Origin of the sequence: Agrobacterium sp. ST15.16.024 (assembly GCF_027956545.1) — a bacterium.
In the GTDB taxonomy this organism is placed as follows: Bacteria; Pseudomonadota; Alphaproteobacteria; order Rhizobiales; family Rhizobiaceae; genus Agrobacterium; species Agrobacterium cucumeris.
The window spans coordinates 136,746-162,873 of sequence record NZ_JAQKGO010000001.1; the positions used below are offsets into that span (position 1 = coordinate 136,746).

At 59.2% G+C, this 26,128-nt stretch carries 22 protein-coding genes and 1 pseudogene; 9 read left to right on the forward strand and 14 right to left on the reverse strand.

Going from position 1 to position 26,128, the window contains the following annotated elements; genetic code table 11:
• Nucleotides 1–738 (forward strand): phosphonate metabolism transcriptional regulator PhnF, encoded by a 738-nt coding sequence (gene phnF / locus PL640_RS00645; protein ID WP_271360517.1) that lies wholly within the window; start codon nt 1–3, stop codon nt 736–738.
• A gap of 9 nt (nt 739–747) precedes the next feature.
• Here the strand turns inward: phnF and dapB are convergent, their stop codons facing one another.
• From dapB to mepA, 4 genes are all read right to left on the reverse strand, one after another.
• On the reverse strand, nt 748–1,575 hold the full coding sequence (gene dapB / locus PL640_RS00650) for a 4-hydroxy-tetrahydrodipicolinate reductase (protein WP_142840803.1): 828 nt from the start codon (nt 1,573–1,575) through the stop codon (nt 748–750).
• Nucleotides 1,576–1,716: 141 nt separating this feature from the next.
• Nucleotides 1,717–2,739 carry a glucokinase gene (locus PL640_RS00655; RefSeq protein ID WP_271360518.1) on the reverse strand — a complete coding sequence of 341 codons (1,023 nt, stop codon included), beginning with the start codon at nt 2,737–2,739 and terminating at the stop codon, nt 1,717–1,719.
• Between the two features lie 27 nt (nt 2,740–2,766).
• Nucleotides 2,767–3,150 carry a methylglyoxal synthase gene (locus tag PL640_RS00660; protein ID WP_271360519.1) on the reverse strand — a complete coding sequence of 128 codons (384 nt, stop codon included), beginning with the start codon at nt 3,148–3,150 and terminating at the stop codon, nt 2,767–2,769.
• A gap of 101 nt (nt 3,151–3,251) precedes the next feature.
• A complete protein-coding gene (mepA, locus tag PL640_RS00665) occupies nt 3,252–4,307 on the reverse strand; it encodes a penicillin-insensitive murein endopeptidase (protein WP_271360520.1) in 1,056 nt (351 codons plus the stop codon).
• A gap of 203 nt (nt 4,308–4,510) precedes the next feature.
• On the opposite strand from mepA, the gene PL640_RS00670 reads away from it, so the two are divergent.
• From PL640_RS00670 to PL640_RS00700, 7 genes are all read left to right on the forward strand, one after another.
• A complete protein-coding gene (locus PL640_RS00670; RefSeq protein ID WP_271360521.1) occupies nt 4,511–6,355 on the forward strand; it encodes an extracellular solute-binding protein in 1,845 nt (614 codons plus the stop codon).
• Nucleotides 6,356–6,496: 141 nt separating this feature from the next.
• Nucleotides 6,497–7,591 (forward strand): microcin C ABC transporter permease YejB, encoded by a 1,095-nt coding sequence (locus PL640_RS00675; protein ID WP_046799187.1) that lies wholly within the window; start codon nt 6,497–6,499, stop codon nt 7,589–7,591.
• On the forward strand, nt 7,591–8,736 hold the full coding sequence (locus PL640_RS00680; RefSeq protein WP_142840807.1) for an ABC transporter permease: 1,146 nt from the start codon (nt 7,591–7,593) through the stop codon (nt 8,734–8,736). The genes PL640_RS00675 and PL640_RS00680 overlap by 1 nt, the downstream gene beginning before the upstream one ends.
• Nucleotides 8,737–8,741: 5 nt before the next feature.
• Nucleotides 8,742–10,382: an ABC transporter ATP-binding protein gene (locus PL640_RS00685; RefSeq protein ID WP_271360522.1), complete on the forward strand. Its 1,641-nt coding sequence runs from the start codon at nt 8,742–8,744 to the stop codon at nt 10,380–10,382.
• A gap of 100 nt (nt 10,383–10,482) precedes the next feature.
• Nucleotides 10,483–11,730: an NAD(P)/FAD-dependent oxidoreductase gene (locus tag PL640_RS00690; protein ID WP_271360523.1), complete on the forward strand. Its 1,248-nt coding sequence runs from the start codon at nt 10,483–10,485 to the stop codon at nt 11,728–11,730.
• 172 nt (nt 11,731–11,902) lie between these two features.
• Nucleotides 11,903–13,264, forward strand: coding sequence for a glutamine synthetase family protein (locus PL640_RS00695; RefSeq protein WP_161991293.1), 1,362 nt, complete (start codon nt 11,903–11,905; stop codon nt 13,262–13,264).
• Nucleotide 13,265: 1 nt separating this feature from the next.
• The gene (locus PL640_RS00700; RefSeq protein WP_271360524.1) at nt 13,266–14,567 is read left to right on the forward strand and encodes an NAD(P)/FAD-dependent oxidoreductase; all 1,302 of its coding nucleotides are present in this window, start codon (nt 13,266–13,268) and stop codon (nt 14,565–14,567) included.
• A gap of 59 nt (nt 14,568–14,626) precedes the next feature.
• On the opposite strand, the gene PL640_RS00705 is transcribed toward PL640_RS00700, so the two are convergent.
• From PL640_RS00705 to rirA, 7 genes and pseudogenes are all read right to left on the reverse strand, one after another.
• Nucleotides 14,627–15,115 carry a gluconokinase gene (locus tag PL640_RS00705; RefSeq protein WP_065114584.1) on the reverse strand — a complete coding sequence of 163 codons (489 nt, stop codon included), beginning with the start codon at nt 15,113–15,115 and terminating at the stop codon, nt 14,627–14,629.
• Nucleotides 15,116–15,223: 108 nt separating this feature from the next.
• Entirely contained in the window at nt 15,224–15,964 is a 741-nt protein-coding gene (locus tag PL640_RS00710; protein ID WP_271360525.1) for an ABC transporter permease, read from the reverse strand.
• A complete protein-coding gene (locus PL640_RS00715; RefSeq protein WP_142840812.1) occupies nt 15,961–16,899 on the reverse strand; it encodes an ABC transporter ATP-binding protein in 939 nt (312 codons plus the stop codon). Before PL640_RS00715 ends, PL640_RS00710 begins: the two co-directional genes overlap by 4 nt.
• Entirely contained in the window at nt 16,896–18,062 is a 1,167-nt protein-coding gene (locus PL640_RS00720; RefSeq protein ID WP_271360526.1) for an ABC transporter permease, read from the reverse strand. Before PL640_RS00720 ends, PL640_RS00715 begins: the two co-directional genes overlap by 4 nt.
• 88 nt (nt 18,063–18,150) lie before the next feature.
• Nucleotides 18,151–19,061: pseudogene (osmF, locus tag PL640_RS00725) on the reverse strand (glycine betaine ABC transporter substrate-binding protein OsmF).
• A gap of 129 nt (nt 19,062–19,190) precedes the next feature.
• Entirely contained in the window at nt 19,191–20,237 is a 1,047-nt protein-coding gene (locus tag PL640_RS00730; protein ID WP_269700396.1) for an AbrB family transcriptional regulator, read from the reverse strand.
• Nucleotides 20,238–20,406: 169 nt separating this feature from the next.
• Complete coding sequence (gene rirA, locus PL640_RS00735; protein WP_142840815.1) at nt 20,407–20,877, reverse strand: iron-responsive transcriptional regulator RirA; 471 nt, start codon at nt 20,875–20,877, stop codon at nt 20,407–20,409.
• 173 nt (nt 20,878–21,050) lie between these two features.
• Between rirA and PL640_RS00740 the strand changes: the two genes are divergently transcribed.
• Nucleotides 21,051–22,100 (forward strand): Fe(3+) ABC transporter substrate-binding protein, encoded by a 1,050-nt coding sequence (locus tag PL640_RS00740; RefSeq protein ID WP_271360527.1) that lies wholly within the window; start codon nt 21,051–21,053, stop codon nt 22,098–22,100.
• Between the two features lie 46 nt (nt 22,101–22,146).
• Here the strand turns inward: PL640_RS00740 and PL640_RS00745 are convergent, their stop codons facing one another.
• The 3 genes from PL640_RS00745 to PL640_RS00755 all read right to left on the reverse strand — a co-directional run bounded on the left by PL640_RS00745 (nt 22,147) and on the right by PL640_RS00755 (nt 26,001).
• A complete protein-coding gene (locus PL640_RS00745) occupies nt 22,147–23,217 on the reverse strand; it encodes a M48 family metallopeptidase (RefSeq protein WP_271360528.1) in 1,071 nt (356 codons plus the stop codon).
• The gene (locus PL640_RS00750) at nt 23,207–24,277 is read right to left on the reverse strand and encodes a YjgN family protein (RefSeq protein ID WP_271360529.1); all 1,071 of its coding nucleotides are present in this window, start codon (nt 24,275–24,277) and stop codon (nt 23,207–23,209) included. Before PL640_RS00750 ends, PL640_RS00745 begins: the two co-directional genes overlap by 11 nt.
• Nucleotides 24,278–24,504: 227 nt before the next feature.
• Nucleotides 24,505–26,001 (reverse strand): CoA-acylating methylmalonate-semialdehyde dehydrogenase, encoded by a 1,497-nt coding sequence (locus PL640_RS00755; RefSeq protein ID WP_207134116.1) that lies wholly within the window; start codon nt 25,999–26,001, stop codon nt 24,505–24,507.
• Nucleotides 26,002–26,128 lie beyond the last annotated feature (127 nt).

Below are 26,128 nucleotides of genomic sequence, written 5' to 3' on the forward strand. Positions count from 1 at the left end.
ATGAGCCCTGCAGCAGCAATGAAAAGAAAGAACGGTGTCGCACTCTGGCGGCAGATCGCCGACCGGATTCGAGGCGAGATTGCGGCTGGTGATCACGATGAAACCGGCATGTTGCCGCCTGAGATGACGCTGGCGGAAAAATTCGGCGTCAACCGCCATACCGTCAGAAGCGCCATTGCCGCACTGGCGAGCGAAGGTATTCTTGAGCCGATGCAGGGGCGCGGCACGATGATTGCCCGCAAGGAACGGCTGAGTTTCCCGATTTCACTGCGCACACGGTTCACGGCAGGCATCGGCGATCAGGTGAAGGAAATGGAGGCGCTGCTTCTTTCCCACACGACCGAGCCTGCAACTGCCGATCTGGCAGCGCGGCTGCAACTCCAGACCGGCGCTCCGCTCGTGCGTCTGGAGACCCTGCGCAAGGCCGACACCCGGCCGGTGTCCCGTTCGACCACATGGTTTCCGGCGGATCGTTTTGCCGGAATAGGCGAGGCCTATCAGAAAAGCGGCTCGATCACGGCCGCTTTCAAGGTGCTCGGTGTGGCGGACTACGTGCGCATCTCGACCGTCATTTCAGCCAGCCACGCCGATACGCAGGATCTCGCCGATCTCGAATTATCGCCGGGTGCCATCCTGCTCGTCACCCAAGCGCTGAATGCCGATATGGATGGCGTGCCGGTGCAATATGCCGTCAGCCGATTTTCGGCCGATACCGTCGAATTCACGGTGGAAAATTAGGGTACGGGCTTATTCCGCCTGCGAAAGACCGAGCACATCCAGCATGGAATAGAAGCCCGGCTTCTTGTCGAAGGCCCAGACAGCCGCCGTAATCGCACCGCGTGCGAAAATGGAGCGGTCACCGGCATAGTGGGAAAGCTCGACGCGCTCACCCTCGCCGGCAAAGATCACCGAATGTTCACCGATCACCGAACCGCCGCGCAGCGTGGCGAAACCAATGGTGCCGGTCTCGCGTGCACCCGTATGTCCGTCGCGTACGCGCACCGAAGAGGTGGTGAGATCGACCCTGCGGCCGGCCGCCGCCGCTTCGCCAAGCAGAAGTGCTGTACCTGACGGCGCATCCACCTTGTGCTTGTGGTGCATTTCCAGAATTTCGATATCCCAGTTCTGCGCATCCAGTGCCTGCGCCGCCTGCTGGGTCAAAACGCTGAGCAGGTTGACACCGAGGCTCATATTGCCCGACTTGACGATGCGGGCATGGCGCGACGCCGCCTTGAATTTTTCCTCGTCTTCGGGGGAGCAGCCCGTGGTGCCGATGACATGCACGATGCGCGCCTGCGCGGCGAGGCCCGCGAAGGTGACACTGGTTGCCGGTGAGGTGAAGTCGATCACCCCTTCGGCATGGAGGAAGGCTTGTAACGGATCGCTGGTGATTTCGACGCCGATCGGGCCGAGACCGGCAATCTCGCCGGCATCGCGGCCGACAAAGGCCGAGCCTTCGCGCGCGACGGCGGCATGCAGCTGGACGCCTGGTGTCTGGTGAATGAGGCGGATCAGTGCCTGTCCCATGCGGCCCGCCGCGCCGACCACCACCAGTTTCATGCCGCTGCTGCTCATGTTTCACTCACTTTTCATGTCGGGCGGATCGAAACCCGCCGGTATCGGACGTTTGATATTTGCAGCGGTGACGTTAAAGACCAGCCGCTCGCTTCGCAAGCGCCACATGGGAAGGGTAGTTCCCTTTGAGAGGCGAGCGGGTCAGGCTCTCCAGCGCCGCCCGTCCAGCGCCAGGCCGAAATCGGAAGGCGTTCTGGCATAGGTGGCGAGGCCGGAAAGCGCCGCCTGCGGATGGGTGACAACGAAGGTCGGAATGGTCCGCATCAGCGCGCTGTGTGGCGCCTTGTCTTCGAATGCGGCCCGGAATTCCGGGCTCTTCAGCGCCGGGATGATCTTCTGCGAAATGCCGCCGGCGAGATAAACGCCGCCCTTGGCCATGAAAATCAACGCGAGATCGCCAGCCACACGGCCGAGATAGGTGCTGAAAAGCGAAAGCGTTTCTTTTGCCTGCGCATTCTGGCCCGAAAGCCCCTGCGAGGTGATATCGGCCGGGTCGGAAAAGACGGGCTCGATGCCATCGGTCTTGCAGATGGCGCGGTAGAGATTGACCAGTCCGCGTCCGCACAGGATCTGCTCGCCGGCAACACGGCCCTCAATGGTTTCGATATGCGGGAAAACCGCATAATCACGCGCGCTCCTTGGGCCGACATCGATATGGCCGCCCTCACCGGGTACCGGGAACCACATATGGCGGGCGTAAACCAGACCGGCGACCCCGAGGCCCGTGCCCGGTCCGAGAACGACGCGCGACGCCAGCATGTCTTTCTTGCCGGAGCCGATAGGCTCGCGGTTGTCGTCATCAAGCGCTGCAATCGCCAGGGCCTGTGCTTCGAAATCATTGATGACGATGACGTCCTTCAGGCCGAGATTAGCCAGCATGCCCTTCGGCTTGACGACCCAGTGGCAGTTGGTGAGCGGTATCTCGTCGCCTTCGATAGGGCCGGCAATCGCAAGAATGGTCGAGACCGGCTGAAGCGAGGTCTTGTCCAGAACCGCCTGCTGGATGGCGTCGTCGATCGTCGGATATTCCGCGGTCTTTACCGTGGTCAGGTGTACGGGGTCCGCAAAGGAATCGATCAGAATGGAAAAGCGGGCATTGGTGCCGCCGATGTCGCCAAGAAGGATCGGAAAGGACAGATATTCGGTATCGGACGTCTTCGGCATTGCCTGTTCCATATTGGTGGGTGCGGGTCAGTCGGCGGAGTTGAAGTCGATCAGGTTTTCTGCGGTGGCGCGGTTGAGCGCCATGGGAATGTCGTAAACCGTGGCAAGCCGGGTCAACGCTTTCACATCCACATCATGCGGCATGGCCGTCAGCGGGTCGGTGAAAAAGATCAGCATATCCACCTCGCCGGTGGCGATCATCGCTCCGATCTGCTGGTCGCCGCCAAGCGGCCCGCTTTTCAGACGAACGACCTCGAGCCCCGGGCAGGCTTCCTGTACCCGCCCGCCGGTCGTGCCGGTGGCGACGATCCTGAAACTGGAGAGCGCCTTCTGGTGATGACGGGCGAAATCCGCCATATCGTCTTTTTTCTCGTCGTGAGCGATGAGCGCGATACAGCGTTGCCCTTCCATGGTCCCAGCCTGTCCCCGTAAAGAATTAAATCGATTTGAAGCCTTCTATAACAGCTTGCCGCCATTTGAAAAGGGAAGCTGTTGAATGCTTCATTTCTGTTTCAGTTCAATGTCGGACGTTGGGTCGGAAGCGGAATATCCGAAGGTGGCTGCAGGGTTGGAGCGTTCTGAATGACCTGTTCGACGCTTTGCTGGCGCACGGCCTGAACCGGTGCTGGGGAATAGGCCTGCGCAGCAATACCCTCGGGGTTGGCGGAAGGGGCGGCAGCCACGGCGGCGCAGGCGGCGGGCAGGTCGGAGACCATCACCTGTCGCGGTTTCACCGGCTTGGCGTTAGGGTCCTTCTTCGGTGCTGCCCATGGTTCCTTGGAAAACCACCAGGCGAGCGACTTGTCGCAGCCATCGCCCTTGCCCACGGCCGCCTGCGGCTTGCAGTTCGGCGCGCCGGGTGGGCATTCGAGGCGGATATGGAAATGTTCGTCATGCCCATAGATCGGCCTGATCTTGCCCATGAAGGTGCGGTCGCCGGTCCACGTCTGGCAGAGCTTCTGCTTGATGGCCGGGTTGACGAAAACGCGTTCCACCTGCGGATAGCTTGCCGCCATCATCACCAGCCGGGCATTCAGCGGTGACCATTTGCGGTCATCGACCGTCAGAAACTTGCTCTTGTCCAGCATGGAGATGAACGGCACCGTTTCGCGCTGCTCCACGCTCAGCCGGGGGTTAGGCATCGGCCGCCACCAGACATCCACATCGAGGCCGATCTGGTGCGAGGCATGGCCGGTCAGCATCGGCCCGCCGCGCGGCTGGGAAATATCGCCGAGCAGCAGACCCGGCCAGCCGATTTTCTGGGCATCCTGCGAAAAGCGTTCGAGGAAGGAAATCAGCTGCGGCTGGCCCCAGCGCCGGTTGCGCGAAAGCCGCATGGCCTGCCAGCCGGGACCATCGGTCGGCATGGCGATGGCGCCGGACTGGCAGCCCTTGGCATAGGAGCCGATCGGCTGGGAGGTTGCTGCGGAGGGCAGGGCCATATGGCCGAAAACTTCTTTCGCAGGCCGGTCCTCGGCCGATGCGGTTTCCATCTGCAACTGCAGCGCGGAAACGACCGAAATCGCCAGCATGGCCGCCTTGAAAACTCTCGATGATCCCGCCGTCATATAGCCGTGTCCGTCCGATCAGATGATTCTCTTCCCCCTAGAATAAACTGGAACGGGATTTTGTTGAAACCATGTTTCGCCCCGTTTCTGCAAAGCAGGGAATTAAGGGTGCCGATAAAGAGCTTGTGAGCCGAAGCATCTGTTTTTTGCCCATGTTTGTTTTATGCTCTCTTCAACAAACACGAAAACAGGAACCGCCCCGCATGATATTGGCTCCACTGAAATCCCGCCTTGTGATCGCCCTTGCGGCATCCGCTATGCTGATACCAGCGGCGGCCTTTGCCCAGTCGGGCGATGTCTGGCGAAAGGGGATTTCGACGGTCGGGGAACTGAAACATCCGGATGGTTTCGATCATTTTGACTATGTGAACACCAAGGCGCCGAAAGGCGGTGCGTTGCGCATGTCGACGACGGGAACCTTCGATACGCTCAATCCGCTGCTCGCCAAGGGCGAGGCGGCGACTGGCCTCTCCCTGGTTTTCGATACGCTGATGAAATCGACGGAGGAGGAGCTGTCGGCCTCCTACGGGCTTCTGGCAGAGGGCGTCAGCTATCCCGACGATATTTCGAAAGCCACCTTCCGGCTGCGGGCGGAGGCCAAATGGGCGGATGGCAAGCCGGTGACGCCGGAGGATGTGATTTTCAGCTTCGAAAAAGCCAAGGACCTGAGCCCGCAGCTCGCCACCTATTATACCCACGTCACCAAGGCGGAGGTGAGCGGCGAAAGGGACATCACCTTCACCTTCGATGAAAAGAACAATCGCGAGCTGCCGCAGATCGTCGGGCAGTTGCTCATCGTTCCCAAGCACTGGTGGGAAGCCGCCGGCCCGGACGGCAAGCCGCGTGATATCTCCCGTGGCACGCTGGAGCCGGTGATGGGCTCCGGCCCCTACAAGATCGCCTCGCTGTCTCCCGGTTCCACGATGACCTATGAGCGTCGCGATGATTATTGGGGCAAGGACGTCAATGTGAATGTCGGGATGAACAATTTCAAAACCATCACCTACAGCTTCTTTTCCGATCAGGATGTGGAATTCCAGGCCTTCAAATCCGGTACCGTCGATTTCCGGCAGGAAGCCTCATCCAGCCGCTGGGTCACGGGTTATGATTTTCCGGCCGTCAAGGAAGGCCGCGTCAAGAAAGAGGAACTGCCGAATATCTATCGCTCCGTCGGCATCATGCAGGCCTTCGTGCCGAATATGCGCCGTGAAAAGTTCCAGAATCCCAGCCTGCGCAAGGCACTCAATTACGCCTTCGATTTCGAAGAGCTGAACCGCACATTGGCCTACGGTCAGTTCCAGCGCATCAACAGCTTCTTCATGGGCAGCGAGCTCGCCTCTTTCGGTCTGCCGACCGGGCGCGAACTGGAACTCTTGCAGGAGTTGAAGGATCAGGTTCCGCCGGAAGTCTTCACCACCGAATACCGCAACCCGGTGGCAGGCGATCCTGCCAAGCAGCGCGACAATCTGCGCGAGGCGGTGAAGCTGATGAAGGACGCCGGTTACGAACTGCGTGGCAACCGCATGGTCAATGCGGCAACGGGACAGCCGCTGGATATGGAATTCCTGATCGATTCCTCCGGCATGGAAAGAACCATCCTGCCCTATGTCCAGAACCTCAAGAAGATCGGCATCAATGCCACGATCCGTACGGTTGATGCCTCGCAATATACCAACCGCACCCGCAGCTTCGATTTTGATATCGCCGTCAAGCTCTGGGCGACATCGGCCAATCCCGGCAATGAACAGGCGGATTTCTGGGGCTCGGCCGCCGCCGATCGGCAGGGGTCCAACAACTTTGCCGGCATCAAGAACCCCGCCGTCGATGCGCTGGTCAGAAAGGTCATATTTGCGCCCAACCGGGATGAACAGGTGGCCGCGGCGCGGGCGCTCGACCGGGTGCTCCTGGCAAACAGCTACGTCATTCCGCAATTTTACCGCGGCGAGATGTTCCTCGCTTACTGGAACACGCTCACCCGCCCTGAAAACCTGCCCGAATATGGCATCGGTTTTCCGGATGCATGGTGGTCCAGCCAGGCCGGAAACTGACGCCGGTCTTGCTTTCGCGCCGAAGGCTTGATTCACATAGGGCGAAACGAATCGCTTGGAGCGCGGAAGAGCGCTTTTGAGGAAAGGACAGGGTTTGAGAGAGACGAAAACCGCTGACATATCGGCTGGGAACAAAGGCTGATGGGCGCCTATATCCTCAGACGTCTGGCGCTGATGATCCCGACCATCATCGGCATCATGGGCATTTCGTTTCTCGTCATCCAGTTTGCACCGGGCGGCCCGGTGGAGCAGGTCGTCGCGCAGCTGACGGGGCAGGGCGACAGCGCCTCCGACCGGCTTTCTGGCGGCGGCGATCTTATGGGTCAGTCCGGCGGTTTTGATGAAAGCGGCTCAAAATATCGCGGCGCGCAGGGCCTTGATCCGGAACTGATCGCCAAGCTCGAGAAGCAGTTCGGTTTCGATAAGCCGCCTCTCACCCGTTTTCTCGAAATGATGTGGAATTACATCCGCTTCGACTTCGGCGACAGCTTCTTCCGCAATTCCTCGGTCATCGATCTCATCATCGACAAGCTGCCGGTGTCGATGTCGCTTGGTTTCTGGATCCTGATCATCTCCTACATCATCTCAATTCCCCTCGGCATCAAAAAAGCCGTCTCCGATGGCTCGACTTTTGATGTCTGGACCTCCGGCATCATCATCATCGGTTATGCGGTGCCGAGCTTCCTGTTCGGTATCCTGCTCATCGTGCTTTTCGCCGGCGGATCGTTCTTCGACTGGTTCCCGCTGCGCGGCCTGGTATCGGATAATTTTGACCAGCTGAACTGGTGGCAGAAGATCATCGACTACTTCTGGCACCTGACGCTGCCATTGATCGCGCTGTCGCTCTCGGCCTTCGCAACGACGACGCTCCTGACGAAAAACTCCTTCATCGACGAGATCAAGAAGCAATATGTCGTCACCGCCCGCGCCAAGGGTCTCACCGAACGCAAGGTTCTCTACGGCCATGTCTTCCGCAACGCGATGCTGATCGTGATTGCCGGTTTTCCGGGCGCCTTCATCTCGGCCTTCTTCACCGGCTCGCTGCTGATCGAGAACATCTTTTCGCTGGATGGTCTCGGCCGCCTCGGTTATCTCTCGGTCGTCAATCGTGATTACCCGATCGTGTTCGGCACGCTCTTCATCTTCTCGCTGATGGGCCTCGTTGTCGGCCTCATATCAGACCTCATCTATACATGGATCGATCCGCGCATCGATTTCGAGCGGAGGGACGTGTGATGACGCTTGCCCACACCGCCGCTGCCGAAACACTGGTAAAGCCGAAGCGCCCATGGTTTTCGCCGACCACCAAGCGCCGCTGGCAGAATTTCAAGGCAAACCGGCGCGGTTACTGGTCCTTCTGGCTGTTTCTGGTCCTGTTTTTCCTGAGCCTGATCGCGGAATTCATCGCCAATGACAAACCCATTCTCGCTTCCTACAAGGGCGAGATTCTGGTGCCGGTCATGGTCGATTATCCCGAGGAGAAATTCGGCGGCTTCCTGGCCCAGACCGATTACAAATCCTCCTTCATCCAGGACGAAATCAACGCCAATGGCTGGATGATCTGGCCGCCGATCCGCTATTCCTATCAGACGGTCAATTCCAATATTCCCCATTCGGCGCCCACCGCGCCCTTCTGGCTGATGGATGAAAAAGACCGTTGCTCGGCCTACCCGCAGGGCAATGCCGACCCCGGCTGCACGCTTGGCAATCTCAACTGGCTCGGAACCGACAATCAGGCACGCGATGTCACGGCGCGGATGATCTATGGTTTCCGCATCTCCGTGCTGTTCGGCCTGACGCTGACTATCGCGTCGGCCCTAGTCGGCGTCACCGCCGGCGCCATTCAGGGTTATTTTGGCGGCTGGACGGATTTGCTTTTGCAGCGTTTCATCGAAATCTGGTCGTCCATGCCGGTGCTCTACATCCTGCTCATCATTGCGGCCATTCTTCCACCCGGTTTCTTCGTGCTACTCGGCATCATGCTGCTTTTCTCATGGGTCGGCTTTGTCGGCATCGTGCGTGCGGAATTCCTGCGCGCCAGAAACTTCGAATATGTCCGTGCTGCACGTGCACTCGGTGTCGGCAACTGGACGATCATGTTCCGGCATCTTCTGCCCAACGCCATGGTGGCAACACTAACCTTCCTGCCGTTCATCCTTTCCGGTTCGATCACGACGCTCACCTCGCTCGATTTCCTCGGTTTCGGCATGCCGCCGGGATCGCCGTCGCTCGGCGAGATGATCGCGCAGGGCAAGAACAACCTTCAGGCCCCGTGGCTTGGCCTCACTGCGTTTTTCACCATGTCCATCATGCTCTCACTGTTGATTTTCGTCGGTGAAGCGGTGCGCGACGCCTTCGATCCACGCAAGACGTTCCGGTGATCGCCATGACGGAAAAAACCATCCAGCCACTTCTCTCTGTCCGTGACCTTTCGGTCGCTTTCCATCAGGGTGGCGCGACCAGCGTTGCCGTCGATCACGTGTCCTTCGACCTGATGCCGGGCGAAGTCGTTGCCCTCGTTGGCGAATCCGGCTCCGGAAAATCCGTGACCGCGAACTCCATTCTCAAATTGCTGCCCTATCCGGCGGCAAGCCACCCTTCCGGGAAAATCCTGTTTGACGGCAAGGATATGCTGACCCTGCCGGAACGGGCGTTGCGCGCGGTGCGGGGCAACGACATCACCATGATTTTCCAGGAGCCGATGACATCGCTCAATCCGCTCCACACCATCGAGCGGCAGATCGGCGAGATTCTCGAGCTGCACCAGGCAATCACCGGGGCTGAGGCGCGGGCACGCACGCTGGAACTGTTGCTGCAGGTCGGCATCCGCGAGCCGGAAAAACGCCTGAAAGCCTATCCGCATGAATTGTCCGGCGGCCAGCGGCAACGCGTGATGATCGCCATGGCGCTTGCCAACCGGCCGAAACTGCTGATCGCCGATGAGCCGACCACGGCGCTCGACGTGACAGTACAGGCGCAGATCCTCGAGCTTCTGAGTGATCTGAAGACCAAGCACGGCATGTCCATGCTGTTCATCACCCACGACCTCGGCATCGTTCGCAAATTTGCCGATCGCGTCTGTGTCATGACCAAGGGCAAGATCGTCGAGACCGGCACCGTGGAGCAGGTGTTTACCGATCCGCAGCATGCCTATACGCGCCATCTCCTTGCAGCCGAACCCAAAGGCGAGCCACCGCATTCCGATGCCAGCAAACCGGTGGTCATGCAGGGTGACGACATCAAGGTCTGGTTCCCGATCAAGGCCGGGCTGATGCGCCGGGTTGTCGACCATGTGAAGGCGGTTGATGGCATCGATATTACCCTGCGCGCCGGCCAGACGGTGGGCGTGGTGGGCGAATCCGGCTCGGGCAAGACCACGCTTGGTCTGGCGCTCTCCCGGCTGATCGCATCCAAGGGGCGCATCAGCTTCATCGGCCAGTCGATCGATCATTATTCCTATGAGATGATGAAGCCGCTCAGGAACCGGTTGCAGGTGGTGTTTCAGGATCCCTATGGGTCGCTCAGCCCGCGCATGTCTGTGGGTGAAATCGTCGCCGAGGGACTGAAGGTGCACGAGCGGTCCCTGTCCGCCGATGAGCGCGATACGCGTGTCGCTACCGCGCTGGAAGAGGTCGGCCTTGATCCGGCCACCCGCTGGCGGTATCCGCATGAATTTTCCGGCGGTCAGCGCCAGCGCATCGCCATCGCCCGCGCCATGGTACTTAAACCCCGTTTCGTCATGCTGGACGAGCCGACATCGGCACTCGACATGAGCGTGCAGGCGCAGGTCGTCGATCTGCTGCGTGATCTCCAGGCCAAGCACGAACTTGCCTACCTCTTCATCAGCCACGACCTTAAGGTAGTGAAAGCACTCGCCAATGACCTGATCGTCATGCGCCACGGCAAGGTGGTGGAGAGCGGCCCGGCGGCGGAGATTTTCGCCAATCCGCAGGAGGATTATACCAGGGCGCTGCTGGCGGCCGCCTTCAATATCGAGGCTGTCGAAACCAAAGCGGTGAGCCAGTAGTCGCATCGCTGTTTCTATTAAGGTAATGATTTTTCTGTTGCTTTGCGAAAAATGCCGACCCATGTTGCGAGAGACGTGATGCGGAAACGGATTGATTGCCATGGCAGCGGATGTGATTGTTCTGGGAGCGGGGATCATCGGGGTCTCGGTCGCCCTGCAACTGGCCCGAAGGGGGAAATCGGTGGTGCTGGTCGATCGGCGCGGACCGGGCGAGGAGACCTCCTTCGGTAATGCCGGGCTGATCCAGAGAGAAGGTGTCGTACCTTACGCCTTTCCTCAGGATCTCGCCCTGCTGCTGCGCTATTCCCTGAACAACAGCATCGATGCCCGCTATCACCTCTCCGCTTTGCCGAAGATCGCGCCTTTTCTCAGCCGTTACTGGTACAGTTCCGCAGCCACGCGCCACGCGGCAATTGCCCGTGCCTATGCGCCGCTGATCGAACATTCTGTCTCTGAACACAGCATTTTGATCGATGAGGCGAAGGCTGGCGATCTGATCGTGAAGAATGGCTGGATGGAGGCTTACAGGACAGCCGCAAGGCGCGATGCCGACTATGCCTTCGCCGAGCGTCTGGCGCGTGACCACGGCATTTCCCACACGAAACTCGATGCTGATGAGCTTGCTTCCGCCGAACCGCATCTCAGCCGGGATTTCGTCGGCGGCCTGAAATGGAACGACCCCTGGTCGGTGCTCGATCCGCACGCGCTGACGCTCGCCTATCTCAGACTGTTTGAGAGCTACGGCGGAACCTTTGTCCGGGGAGATGCGTCGACGCTTAGCCAGACGGTAAGTGGATGGACGGTGCGTACCGAAACCGGTGCAGTTGAGGCCGAGCATGCCGTCGTGGCGCTTGGCCCATGGGCCGATATCGTGACGGAAAGGCTTGGCTATCGCTTCCCGCTCGGGGTGAAGCGCGGCTACCACATGCATTATGCGCCGCAGGAAGGGACAAAGCTCAACAACTGGCTGATCGATGCCGAGCGCGGTTATTTCCTGGCACCGATGCGCAAGGGCATCCGTCTGACGACGGGTGCTGAATTTGCCGAACGCGATGCGCCGAAATCCCCCGTGCAGATCGAGCGGGCGGAACGGGTGGCCCGTACCGTTTTTCCCCTTGGCGGCCGGCTGGATGCGGAGCCGTGGATGGGCGCACGCCCCTGCACGCCTGACATGATGCCGGTTATCGGCAGGGCACCGCGCCACAGGACCTTGTGGTTTGCCTTCGGCCACGCTCATCACGGCCTCACACTTGGGCCGATCACCGGTCGTGTGCTGGCGGAAACCATGGCCGGCGAAACGCCTGTTATCGCCATCGACGCCTATCGCCCGGAAAGGTTCAATCCCTGATGGCCGAATCCGCTGGCCTTCCTGCGGCGGGCCACGTAACATAGACTTATCAAAGGGGAAAAGGGGCAAACGTCATCATGGTGGCGAGGTTTCTCATCTATCAGCAGCAGGATGATTTTCGTTAGCGAAGCGCTTCCGCGCGCGAAACAGAAGAGAAACGGCCTGCTGGTGCATGATGGATGATATTGAAAAAGCAAAGAAATTTTTCGCCGATAACCCCGATATCGAAATTCTCGAAGCCTTCGTCATAGACGCGAACGGCGTTCCGCGCGGCAAATGGATTCCACGTGAGAGGGCGATCGACGTTCTCGAAAAGGGAATGGCCATTCCCCGCTCCGTTTATGCGCTGGATATCTGGGGTCGGGATGTGCACGCCGCAGGCCTTGCCGAAGGCACGGGCGATCCCGACGGTTTTTGTTTCCCTGTTCCGGGTACACTGTCGCGTGTGACATGGCTTGGCCGTCCAACGGCGCAGGTTCTGCTGGCGATGAGAAACCCGGATGGAACCGGCTTTTATGGCGATCCGCGCCATGTTCTCTCGCAGGTTCTAAGCGCCTATAAGAAGGCCGGCCTCACGCCGGTCGTGGCGACCGAACTTGAATTTTACCTGATCGATCCGGTCCGCTCCGCACTGGATCCCGTGCGCCCGCCGCACAGCCGCGAGGGGCGCTGGCACACGGGCCAGACCCAGGTTCTGTCGATTTCCGAATTGCAGGATTTCGAGGATGTCTTCCACGACATCGCCACCGCCTGCCGGGCACAGGGCGTGCTTGCCGATACGACATTGCGCGAAAACGGGCCGGGGCAATATGAGATCAACCTCAACCATGTGCCGGACGCCTTGCAGGCCGCCGATTTCGCCGTCTTCCTGAAACGTATCGTCAAGGGCGTGGCGCGGCGGCATGAACTCGACGCCACCTTCATGGCCAAGCCTTACGGCTTGCAGGCGGGCAACGGCATGCATGTGCATTTTTCCGTTCTCGATAAGGACGGCAGGAACATCTATGCAGGCGAAAACGGCCCGTCGGATGCGCTGATGCATTCGGTTGGCGGCCTGTTGGAAAACATGGGGGAAAGCATGGCGATCTTCGCCCCCCATGCCAATTCCTATCGTCGCCTGACGCCGAGCGAACATGCGCCCACCTACGCCTCATGGGGCATCGACAACCGCTCGGCGGCGGTGCGTGTCATCGTTGCCAGCAAGGCCGCGACGCGCATCGAACACCGCGTGGCCGGTGCCGATACCAACCCCTATCTGGTTGTGGCGATGATCCTGAGTGCCGCACTTGCCGGCATGAAGGAAAAGCGCCAGCCCGGCGGTGCGATCGCCGGTGACAGCCATGCGATCAATCACGAACCGCTGCCCACCAACTGGGATTACGCCCTGCAGCGCTTCACGCGATCGAGCTTTGCCTATGCGACGCTCGGCCAGAAGTACCGCACCTTGTTTTCTGCCTGCAAGCAGCAGGAGCTTTCCGAATTTTCCCTGCGCGTAACCGACGTCGAATATGACGCCTATATCAGGACGGTGTGAAATGGCTGAGGTAACGACGATCCCCAATCCGGGCCACACATCCTCATGGTATGCGGCCTCCGCCAATGTCAAATCCGTGCGACCAACGCTCGAAGGCGCGCTGGAAGCCGATGTCTGCATCATCGGTGGCGGTTTCACCGGAATTTCCGCAGCACTTGAACTCAGTGAACGCGGTTATGCCGTCATCGTACTGGAAGGCGTGCGTGTCGGCTTCGGCGCCTCGGGCCGCAATGGCGGCCAGATCGTCAATGGCTATAGCCGTGATCTCGAAACCATCGCCGGGCGTTATGGTAACGACAAGGCAGTTAAACTCGGGGAAATGTCGCTGGAAGGTGGCGCAATTATCCGGGAACGCATCGCCAAATATGCCATCGATTGCGATCTCGTCGATGGTGGCTTCTTTGCCGCCTTTACGCCGAAACAGATCCGCGAAATGGAGGCTCACAAGGCCCATTGGGAAAAGCACGGCCATGGCGGGCTGGAAATGGTCTCCAGGGCGGATGTCGGTACTTATGTAAAGTCCGACCGTTATGCCGGCGGCATGATCGACCGCCTCGGCGGCCACATCCACCCGCTCAATCTGGTGCAGGGCGAGGCGGCGGCGGCCGAAAGCCTCGGTGCCCGCATATTCGAAAATTCGCGGGTGATCTCGGTAGAACAGGGTGCAAACCCCGTGGTGCGCACGGCGACGGGCAGCGTGAAGGCGAAATATGTGCTCGTCTGCGGTAATGCCTATCTCGGCACATTGCTGCCGGAAATCGGTGAGCGGATGATGCCGGTCTCAAGTCAGGTCATGGCGACGGAACCGCTCGATGCCGATCTGATCGAAGCGCTTTTGCCCGCGGATTATTGCGTCGAGGATGCCAATTACATTCTTGATTATTACCGCCGCACCTCGGATAACCGCCTGCTTTACGGCGGCGGCATCGGTTATGGCGGCAGCGACCCAGCCGACCTGACCGGCGTTATCCGCCCGAACATGCTGAAAACCTTTCCGCAACTGGAAAAGACCAGGATCGACTTCGCCTGGAGCGGCAATTTTGCGCTGACGCTAACGCGCATCCCGCATATGGGCAGGCTTTCGGACAATATCTATTTTTCGCATGGCGACAGCGGCCATGGCGTCACGACCACACATCTGCTCGGCAAGATACTGGGCGAGGCCGTTGCCGGCCACGCCGAACGTTTCGATGTCTGGAGTTCGCTGCCGAACTATCCGTTCCCCGGCGGCAAGACCTTCCGCGTGCCGCTGACCGTGCTTGGCGCCTGGTGGTACGGCATGCGGGACAGGCTCGGCTTTTAGAGCATTTCCAGCAAAAGCGCGAAGCGGTTTCGCCTCCGGAAATGCAATGAAACAGGGAGTTAGAACGTCACTGTTTTAAGGCCGGAAAGCGCATTTTTCGCGATTTCTTCCGGTGTGGTGTCGATGCTGACGGTGACGACGCCCGGTTCGCCGGTCGGCACTTCCAGCGTCGCAAGCTGGGTCTGAAGCAGCGAGAGCGGCATGAAATGGCCCTTGCGTTCACCCATGCGCCGGCTGAGAAGCTCCAGGCTGCCATCCAGATAAACGAAAGCAAGCGGGCTGCCAGTGGCCGTGCGAAGCCGGTCACGGTAGATTTTCTTGAGTGCCGAGCATGATACGACGACACCGTTGCCTTCGCTGCCCTTGCGCAGTTCCGCGCCGATCAGGTCCAGCCAGGGCCAGCGATCTTCGTCCGTCAGTGGAATGCCCTCGGACATTTTATCGACATTGGCTTTCGGGTGAAGCTTGTCGCCTTCAATAAAGGCGATGCCCAGTTTTTCCGCCAGCTCCTCTGCGACCGTGGACTTGCCAGAGCCGCTCACTCCCATCACGACGATTGCCTGTGTCACCCGAACCTCTGATGTTTCTGTTTCGACGGTCAGCCCCTAACATGTGCGGCAGGTATCGGGAATATAAAAATGCGGCGCCAGCCCGTGTCAGTGCCCGGTTTTACGGGCGGCGGTTCTTTCCAGCGCGGAAAAGGCAGAGTGGATCAGGATTGCCAGTGCGGCGACGATCAAGCCGCCCTGCAGGATGAAGGCGAGATTGTTGGATTGCAGGCCGGCGATGATCACTTCGCCAAGCGTGCGCGCCGCTACCGTGGAGCCGATGGTGGCTGTTGAAAGGCTGATGACTGCTGATAACCGGATACCTGCAAGAATGGCGGGTAACGCAAGCGGCAGTTCCACTTTGACAAGCCGCTGCCAGCCGGTCATGCCGCTGCCTCTGGCGGCATCCATCACCGTGGCGGGCAGGGTGGTAAGCCCGGTCAGCGTATTTTCGAACACCGGCAGCAATGCGTATAAAAACAGTGCAATGAGCGTCGGTTTTTCCCCGAAACCGATCATCGGCACCGCAAGCGCCAGTACCGCCACGGGCGGGAAGGTCTGGCCGATATTGACGATGCTGCGCGACAAAGGCAGGAAATCCGCCCCGAAAGGCCGGGTGACGAGAACTGCGAGCGCGCCCGCTACCAGCGTGGCCAGCCCCGTGGCGATCGCCACGGTGGTCAGATGCGAGAGGGTGAGGGAGAGCAGATTGGCCTGCGTGTAGATCGCCGGTGCATTGGCCTGCACAAGAGGGCGGAATATCGGCGCGAAGATTTGCGGCGTCACAAGAAAGACGATCAGCGCCAGCACCAGAAAGCCGATTGCAAGGAAAGAGACCGCGTTTTTCATGAGGCTCCGGCAGCACGCTGGAGGAGAACGTCCCGCCGCACCCGGCCCGCGAGCTGGCCGTCGTCTTTGACGACCGGCAGGACATCGCAGCCCGCCCATAACATCGCTGACAGGGCATCGCGCTGGCTTGTATGTTCGGTGAGCGGTTCACCCTCGGCGCTTCCCGGCTCCACGATGTCAGCAATCGAGAGAACCGACAGCAGTTTCAGCGCGCGCTCGTTTTCGCCGATCATGGTGCGTACGAAATCGGTTGCCGGTTTCAGCACCAGTTCGGCCGGCGGGCAATCCTGCACGATGCGGCCCTTGTCCATCACGGCAATGCGATCCGCCAGATGAAAGGCCTCGTCCATATCATGCGTGACGAGAACGATGGTAACGCCGAGCTTTTTCTGAATATCGAGAAGATCGTTCTGCGCCTTGGCGCGGATCACCGGGTCCAGCGCGCCGAAGGGTTCGTCCATAAGGAGAATGTTGGGTTCTGCGGCAAGCGCCCGCGCCACGCCGACACGCTGCTGCTGGCCGCCGGAAAGCTCATGCGGAAAACGGTCCGCATAAAGCGCGGGATCAAGCTGGAAGAGGTGCATCAACGCATCGATCTTTGCCTCGATGCGTTTGCGGTCCCAGCCGACCAACTGCGGAACGGTGGCGATATTTTCCGCCACCGTCCTGTGTGGAAACAGGCCATGGCCCTGAATGGCATAGCCGATCTGTCGGCGCAGTTTGTAACCCGGCATCGTGCTGACATCCTCACCGTCGATCCGGATCGTGCCGGAGGTCGGTTCCACCAGCCGGTTTATCATCCGTAGCAGCGTGGTTTTCCCTGATCCTGAGGTGCCGACGATGACCGTGACGGTGCGCGGTGCGACAGTCAGCGACACCTGATCCACCACGGCCGCATCGCCATATCTTTTTGTGATGGTGTCGATCTCGATCATGCCTGTTGCCTTCCGCCTGCGCTTAAGAGATTGCTGTCGATGAGGGCGTCGAGCGTGATCGCAGCGGCAAAACCGAGGAGAACGGTCGGCACGGTGCCGAGCAGTACGAGGTCCATCGCCGTCTGCCCGATGCCCTGAAACACGAAAACGCCAAAACCGCCGCCGCCGATCAGCGCGGCGATGGTCGCCAGCCCGATATTCTGCACCAGTACGATGCGGATGCCCGTGAGGATGACCGGCATGGCCAGCGGAAACTCCACCCGCAACAGCCTTTGCACCGGCGTCATGCCAAGCCCGCGCGCCGCTTCCCGGACCGCCTGCGAGACGCCGGAAAGACCGACAACCGTGTTGGAAACGACCGGCAGCAGCGAATAGAGAAACAGCGCCACGAATGCGGGCGCCATGCCGATGCCGGCAATGCCGATCTTTGCCGCGCCCGGCACAGTGGCGGCGATCCATCCGAGCGGCGCGATCAGAAGGCCAAAAAGGGCGATGGACGGGATGGTCTGAATGATGTTGAGGCTGTTCAGCAGGCCGGCACGCAACCGCTCGACCTTGTAACAGAGTATCCCCAGCGGAATACCCACGACGGTCGCCGCGATCAGCGAACCGATGGCCAGCTCCACATGCCGCAGGGCCTCGGTCCAGAATATATCCGCCCGGCCGTCATATTCCTTGATGATGGAGAGGTCATTCCACAGTCCGCTGGTCAAGACCGCTGCGAGGGCAGCGCTGGCTACCAGCAGCAGAAAAATACGCATGGCGGGCTTCGGCTGGAGACGGGCAATGCAGTCCGTCGCAAGCAATGACAGCCCGGCAAACATCAGCCAGAACCCGCTGGCAGGCGAAACGCGGGCAAAACTGTTGCCCTCCGGTATCAGGGCGGTGGCTGCCTGTCCGACGAAGATTGCCAGTGCCGCCAGCCCCCCCAGCGCCGCCGCCAGTTTTAGCCGCGCCGGGAAGCGAAAGAAGGCGATGAAGGCGGCAATCAGAATAATGGCGACAAGCAAGGCTGCGGCCATTGCGGGAAGGGCTTCGAAAATCGTTCGTGCTTCACCCTGAACAATCCGATTGGCGCGGAATATCATGAAGGGCGAGGCGGAGAGTGCGTAGAGCAGCAGGCACGAAATCAGCACACCCACCTTGTCAGGCCATTTCGTCAAATTCCGCTCCCCCTGGACGCCAAGCTGGGGCGGGATGTTGAAAACCGCACCTGCTTTTCGCCATCCCGCATCATTGTCTCATAGGTGATTATTTGACGAAACCGTTCTTTGTCAGGAAGTCGAGTGCCACGGTCTTGGCCTGTTCGCCACCCACCTGTACGCGGGCATTCAGATCCTGCAGCGTCGCCAATCAAGTTTTTCGAACACGGGTTTCAACAGTTCCTCGATATTGGGGTTCTTTTTCAGAACCTCTTCGCGAATGACCGGCGCAGGCTGATAGACCGGCTGAACATGTTTGTCGTCTTCCAGCACGACAAGCCCCGAAGGCGCGATGCCGCCATCTGTGCCGTAAACCATGGCGGCATTGGCATTGTTGGTCTGATTGGCGGCAGCTGCGATCGTGGCCGCCGTGTCACCGCCGGACAGCGTGATCAGCTGCTCCGGTTTCAGGGTAAAGCCATAGGTCGTCTGAAACGCCGGCAAGGCGGCGGCGGAATTGACGAATTCGGAGGATGCGGCAAGAACCACCTCACCGCCATCGGCGACATATTTACCGAAGTCCGAAAGCGACTTCAGATTGTTCTTGTCGGCGACATCCTTGCGTAGCGCGATAGCCCAGGTGTTGTTTGCCGGGGATGGCGTCAGCCAGACGATCTTGTTGGCGTCGTAATCGAGCGTTTTTGCCTCTTCGTAGCCCTTGGCGGCATCCTTCCAGAGCGGATCATCAGCCTTGGAGAAAAAGAAGGCGGCATTGCCTGTATATTCCGGGTAGATATCGATTTCACCCGCCGTGATCGCTTTCCTCACCACCGGGGTGGCGCCAAGCTGGATGCGGTCCGTCGTCTCGATATTATTCTTGTTCAGCACGGCAAGGATGATGTTGCCGAGAACGCCGCCCTCCGTGTCGATCTTCGACGACACAACCACTTGCGCCTGAGCGATGGAAACAGAAAAGGCAAGCGCAAGTCCGGCGCCCGTCAACGTCATCAAGCGGTTCATGAATGGTCCTCCGGTGGGTCAGCCTGCTGAACAGGCGAGAGATCGCCGCCGCAGTTGCGGCTGAATATCAACGGGTGGGAGGAAAAATGGTTGCACGCCAGTCAGATTTTTAGCGACGGCTGGGTTTCGTCAGGTCTCGCCGTTCGGCTTGCGGGCGTCCTTGCCCATGACGAGCGGCATGAGGACGGAGAGGAAAAGAAGCCTTATGACATGGTGGGAGCCGACATAGGCGGTATCGGCATGCATCATCACCGCCATGGCCGCCATGGTTTCGAGACCGCCCGGCGCATAGGCGATCATCACGGCGTTGAGCGGAACGCCGGTGACGCTGGAAATCATCCAGGCAATGCTGCCGGCAATCACCATTACGGCGATGGTGACGACGAAGCCGGCCAGAAAACCCTTGCGCACTTCCATCAGCGATACGTTGGAAAAACGCGTGCCAATGAGACAGCCGATCAATACATAGACCGGCAGGCTGAGCCAGGTGGGAACGCCACCCTCTGTGAGGCCGGTAATATGGGTGCCGATGGAAATTGCCACGCCGCCAAGCAGCAGGGCTGCCGGAAATCTCCAGCGCAGGAAAAGCCAGCCGGTCAGAAGCGACGCGGCGATGGTCAGCGCCAAGGTTAGCAGGCCCATTGGCGGGTTGGTTATCAGCGGTTCGGTGCTGACCAGATCGAAATATTCAACGATCAGCGGCACGGACAGCGTCAGCGCCAGTACCCTGACGCTTTGCACGATGCTGACGGTCGCAAGGTCGCTTTTCGTCTCCGCCCCAAGGCTGATGATATAGCTGAGGTGACCGGGGGAAGCGCCCAGCATTGCCGTCGTCCGGTCGTATCCGAAACCGTAATGCAGGATCCAATAGGCGACATAGAGCATGATGACGACGGCGACGAGCACCACGACGAAGCTCAGCGGCCATGTCTTTGCCGCATCGATGACGGAGGGCGTTACGCTCGTTCCCATCGATATGCCGACGACGACGAAACAGGCATTGCGGATGAAGGCGGGAATTCCAAGCTTGACGCCCGCCAGTCCAGTGATCGTTACGGCAACCGCCGGCCCGGAAAGGAAGGGGGCGGGGACATGCAGCAGGCTGGCGAGCAGTGCGCCCATGCTGCCGACAAGGGCGGTAAGCGCAAATGTATGGAATTCAGGCTTGATGATCATTGCGACGCTGATTGGTTGCTTGAAAAAGCTCGTGACCAAATGCGCCGCTTCGTCGGGCGGCGTCAACCTGCATCGCCAAAAATATTGTATTTCATGAGTATTTTATAAAAGAAAAACCCGCAACCTGTGGGCGCGGGCTTTGGCTTTTGCTGTTCTGGTATCGGCGTGATCAGGCGGCGGGAAGGGTCATGGCCTTCGGCATTTCCGTATCGATCCCGAGCAGGAAGTTGATCTGCGGGCGTGCCTTGACCAGATCGTCGATCGAATATTCCGCAAGAACATCAAAGAAGGCATTGAGCGCCTTGCGCAGCGCCGAGTTCAAGCCGCAGCTGTCCACAAGCGGACACTCAACGGCACCGTCCTCGAAGCATTCTGCCATGGCAAAGCTGTCTTCGGTCACGCGCACCACGTCGAACAGGCTGATCTTTTCGGCAGGCTTGCCAAGCCGCACGCCACCATTGCGGCCACGCACGGTTTCTACGAGGCCCGCCTTATTGAGCGGCTGCAGGATTTTGAAAAGGAACAACTCAGATACGCCGTAAGCCCTGGCGATCTCCGGAATGCGGCTCAACTTGCCTTCATTCGCAGCGCAATACATCAACATGCGAACGGCATAGTTGGTCTGTTTGGTCAAACGCATGCTGGTCTCCTAACTCTCAATGTGGAGTTATATAGTCTCTTTTTCAGTTTAGAACAATTCCAGAAACCGAAAAAACTGGCGGCCATTCGATATTTCTCGAACAGCCTTGTTGACCGCCTCAATGATTCATGAACAAACAAGTCAAGAATCTGAATGTAATGGAGGCATTCGTAATGGCAAGCTTGAAATCGTATTTTTCCGCTGCCGTTTTTTCAGGGCTGACGATCCTTTCCGGCGCGCCCGTGGCTTTTGCGGAAGGAGAGGTGAATGTCTACTCCTATCGCCAGCCCGAGCTGATCCAGCCGCTGCTCGATGCCTTCACGAAAGAAACGGGCATAGAAGCCAACGTTCTTTTCCTCGACAAGGGGCTGGTGGAGCGCATTCAGGCCGAGGGCGTTAACTCGCCCGCCGATCTGCTGCTGACGGTTGATATCGCCCGTCTCGTTGAGGCGAAGGAAGGCGGCGTCACGCAGCCGGTTCTAAACGATCCAGTGATCGAGAAGGACATCCCCGCCAATCTGCGCGATCCGCAGGGCGAGTGGTTCGGCCTGACGACGCGCGGCCGGGTGGTCTATGCCTCGAAGGAGCGGGTAACCCAGAAGGACATTACCTATGAGGAGCTTGCCGACCCGAAATGGAAAGGCAAGATCTGCATTCGTGACGGCCAGCATTCCTACAATATTGCCCTGATCGCCTCGATGATCGCCCATCATGGCGTCGATTACACCCGCACATGGCTGACCGGTCTGAAGAACAATCTCGCCCGCAAGCCGGATGGAACCGACCGCAGCCAGGCGAAATCGATCTTTTCCGGCGAATGTGACATCGCGCTCGGCAATACCTATTATGTCGGCCTGATGCTGACCAATGATCAGGAACCGGAAGAAAAAGTGTGGGCGGGATCGGTGCGGGTGATCTTCCCCAATGCCGGCGACCGCGGCACGCATGTGAATATTTCCGGCATGGCACTGACGAAATATGCGCCCAACAAGGACAATGCGCTGAAGCTGATGGAATTCCTTGCGTCTCGCGAGGCGCAGGAAATCTACGCCAAGCAGGTCTTTGAATATCCGGTGCTGCCGGGTGCCGAGCCGTCCGATGTCGTCAAGGGTTTCGGGCCCATCAATCCGGATAAGCTGCCGTTGACGGATATTGCCGCTCATCGCAAGCAGGCGTCCGAACTGGTGGACGAAGTGGGTTTCAACGACGGTCCGACCAACTGACGCCGTTCTCAAGGCTTATAACTCGAGTACCTTGATTATCGGCGGGTCAGTTGCCCGCCGGTTTGTTATCGAGTGAAGCGTTGTAATCGAGGATTGCTTTACGCCTTTCTGGTGTTCCCGGATGGGTGGAGACGATGCTGGTGCCGCCCTTGTCGCCGAGCTTTTCCTCAAGCAACGCGAAGAAGCGCTCGATAGCGGTGGGGTCGAGCCCAGCCTTGCGCATCAGTACCACGGAGCGCTCGTCCGCCTGCCGCTCGGCGTCTCGCGAATGCGATAGCGCCAGAAGACCGCCGCCCTGGGTGAGAATATCTTCCATGGCCGAACCGACATCACCGGCAATCAGCATGACGAGACCGGCGACACCGGCGGCGCGATAAAGCTGTCGCAGGCTGTGCTCATATTCCACATGGCCGATTTCATGCGCGAGAACGCCGGTGATCATCTGCCTGTCGTCACCTGCCAGCTCCACCAGCTCATCCGTCAGTACCAGCGTTCCATCCGGTAGCGCGAAGGCATTGGGGCCGATGTAACCGCCCTTGCGGAAATTCAGCTTGTAGTCCTCAGGCGAACCTTCCGCATGGGCGGCGATCCGGGCAAATTCCGCGCGGATGGCATCCTGCTCCTCCTGCGGTAGTTCGCTTGCGGAGAAGACTGTCTGGTCGAAGGCCTGCATGGTACTGGCCGACATGACCTGCGGAACGATCGGCGGGGTGACAGCGACCGCCAGTTCGACGAGCGCGGGAAGCGCCAGCTTGTAGGTGCCATAGGCCAGAAGAACGGCTGCTGCGGTGATGCCGATCAATCGCGGGCGGAACTGTTCCAGCCAGTGCACGACGCCGGTGCGTCTGGCGATGTGCGCGTGCAGCAATCTGTCCACGCCGTCATTGTCACGTGTTTCGAACAGCGAACCATCGGGAAAATGCAACTCCCGGGGAATGGCGCCGACCCGGTGGCTGATCTCGACCGTTTTTATCTCGGCCTGGGTTCTGACATGATTGTCCTTCGCGTCGAGCACGAGAAGGACCGTGCCGCCAAGCTTCAGCCTGGCGGCGCTGGAAAGGCTGGAGCGAGCGGCATGCCACTCGCCCGAAACGGTTCCTCCGATATCAGAAACCAAATTCGAAGCCTTCCATATCCATATATTCGGCGCTGACGGCAGCACCCGTTGCTTCCATCGAAGAAAGGACCTCGCCCACATCGCCGTTGAAGCGGATCGCCGTGCGTTCCACGGTATAACGCGCCTCACGCACCGCTGCCCATGGTCGCATCAGGCCGAGTGTGAAAACGGTGACAACAAGGTTGGAGATGACGATCCAGAGGTAGCGCCCGCGATGCAGGTCGCTGTGCAGGTCGTGCTTTCCATCCAGCAGCATGGACGAAATAACGACGTTGCGAACGCCCGTGCGATAAACGACGCCCGCGAGGCCATAAACCAGAAATGCGCCGAAAAGGCCGACATAGAGGGAGGCAAGCGCGGTAACCATGGTGGCCGTCTCGTCTTCGAGGATAGCGCTATTGGCCGCAAAGGCGGCAATGCCGAAGAAACCGACCACGATGCTGCCGATCACCACCATGATCGCAGGAATGATCCAGACCCGGTAAAGCGCGCTGATCTTCGGGTCGGCACTGAAAGGCCGGTCACCGTAACGCAGGTTGCTGAAAATGTAGCGGTTTGCCCAGCGGCTGGACAGTGGCGCCAGAATGCCGAAGGAGAAAAGCGCGACGAGGCTGCCAAGCAGAATGGAGACAAAGGCGCCTCCCGCAGTGCCGACGAAATCGAAACGGACATTGCGATAGCTCGTAACCCGCGCATTGAAGCGAATGCTGCGCGTGATGAGCCAGGGAAAGAAGATCATCAGCAGGATCGCCGGCACGAAGACCAGAAACGGATGGATGAGGCCAACAAGCTGTGAGACGACGATGAAGGCAAATGCAATCAGCCGACCCTTGAAGATTTGCCCGCCGGTGGCGTGATAACCGAAAGCGCGGCCGGCCAGAACAGTGTTGCCATTGAAATAACGTTTGCGGCGCACCTTTGCCCAGGCGGAATAGATGCCGATCGTGACGATCGTCAGCAGGATATTGACGATCCAGATGCCAAAATATTCCTTGGCATTTCCACTGAACGAGCCGCGTTCGAGCGCGCGCTGATCCGCGCTGACTGAGATTTCACTCATAATAGTCCCTCATGACATGCCCCTCTCCGGGCAGATTGAGTTTGCAGGCTTCCCCGTAATCTTCGATTGGCAGCGTCCCCACGCCGCAATGGCTCTCTTACGCGATAACAGCTTTAAGTGGAATTATTTTGACGAAAGAAACTTGATTTTTTTAGTAATCTTTTTAATCAAAAAAGCCCCGCTGTTTTTGCAGCGGGGCTTTTTGTTTTGGTTACCGGTTTTTCGGCTTATTTCATCGTCGGCATGACGAATTCGGCACCAGACTTGATGCCGGACGGCCAGCGCGAGGTGATCGTCTTGGTCTTTGTCCAGAACTTGATCGAATCTGTGCCGTGCTGGTTAAGGTCACCGAAGCTCGAGGCCTTCCAGCCACCGAAGGAGTGGTAGGCAAGCGGAACCGGGATCGGAACGTTGACGCCGATCATGCCGATGTTGATGCGGCTTGCGAAGTCGCGTGCTGCATCGCCGTCACGGGTGTAGATCGCAACGCCGTTGCCGTACTCATGCTTCATCGGCAGTTCCAGCGCATCTTCGTAGTTCTTGGCGCGAACGACCGACAGAACCGGTCCAAAGATTTCCGTCTTGTAGATGTCCATGTCAGGCGTGACGTGGTCGAACAGGCAGCCGCCGACGAAATAACCGTCCTCGTAACCCTGCAGCTTGAAATCGCGGCCATCGACCAGCAGTTTTGCGCCCTGTTCAACACCGCTGTCGATCAGACCCTTGACGCGTGTCTGGGCTTCCTTGGTGACGAGCGGGCCCATATCGGCCTTGTCATCGGTATAGGGGCCGATTCTCAGGCTCTCGATCTGCGGGATGAGCTTTTCCACGAGCCGATTGGCCGTTTCTTCGCCAACCGGAACCGCAACGGAAACAGCCATGCAGCGCTCGCCGGCCGAACCGTAACCCGCACCCATCAATGCATTCACCGCCTGATCAAGATCGGCATCCGGCATGATGATCATGTGGTTCTTCGCGCCGCCGAAGCACTGCGCGCGCTTGCCGTTCATGGCGGCAGTGCCATAGACGTAGCGGGCGATCGGCGTCGAGCCAACGAAGGAGACCGCGCCGATATCGGGATCGGTCAGGATGGCGTCGACAGCGCCCTTGTCACCATTGACGACATTGAGGATACCGGCCGGAAGACCGGCTTCGATCATGAGTTCAGCAAGGCGGATCGGCAGCGACGGATCGCGCTCGGAAGGCTTGAGGATGAAGGCGTTGCCGCAGGCGATCGCCGGCGCAAACATCCACATCGGGATCATGCCGGGGAAGTTGAACGGCGTGATACCGGCACCGATGCCGACCGGCTGGCGGATCGAATACATGTCGATGGCCGGGCCAGCGCCCTCCGTGAACTCACCCTTCTGCAGATGCGGAATGCCGCAGACGAATTCGCAGACTTCGAGGCCGCGGATGATGTCGCCCTTGGAATCCTCAACAGTCTTGCCGTGCTCGGTGGAAAGCAGCACTGCCAGCTCGTTGAGGTCGCGGTTCAGAAGTTCGACGAATTTGAAAAAGACGCGGGCGCGGCGTTGCGGGTTGGTGGCAGCCCATTTCGGCTGTGCCGCCTTGGCGCTTTCAACGGCGGCGCGCAGTTCGGCGTCGCTCGCAAGCGCAACGGTTGCCTGCACTTCGCCGGTCGCCGGGTTATAGACATTCGATGTGCGGCCGCTGGTGCCCTGCACATGCTTGCCGTTAATGAAATGACCGATTTCCTTCATGGGTAATCCTCCGCGATTTTTTGATGGGTGCAGCATTGCACTTGAATTTGTACAAAGCAATGAACTCGGATAAGAAACCGTTGTGCGTAAATTAAAGCACGATGAGCATTTTTAGGCGTTTCCTGAT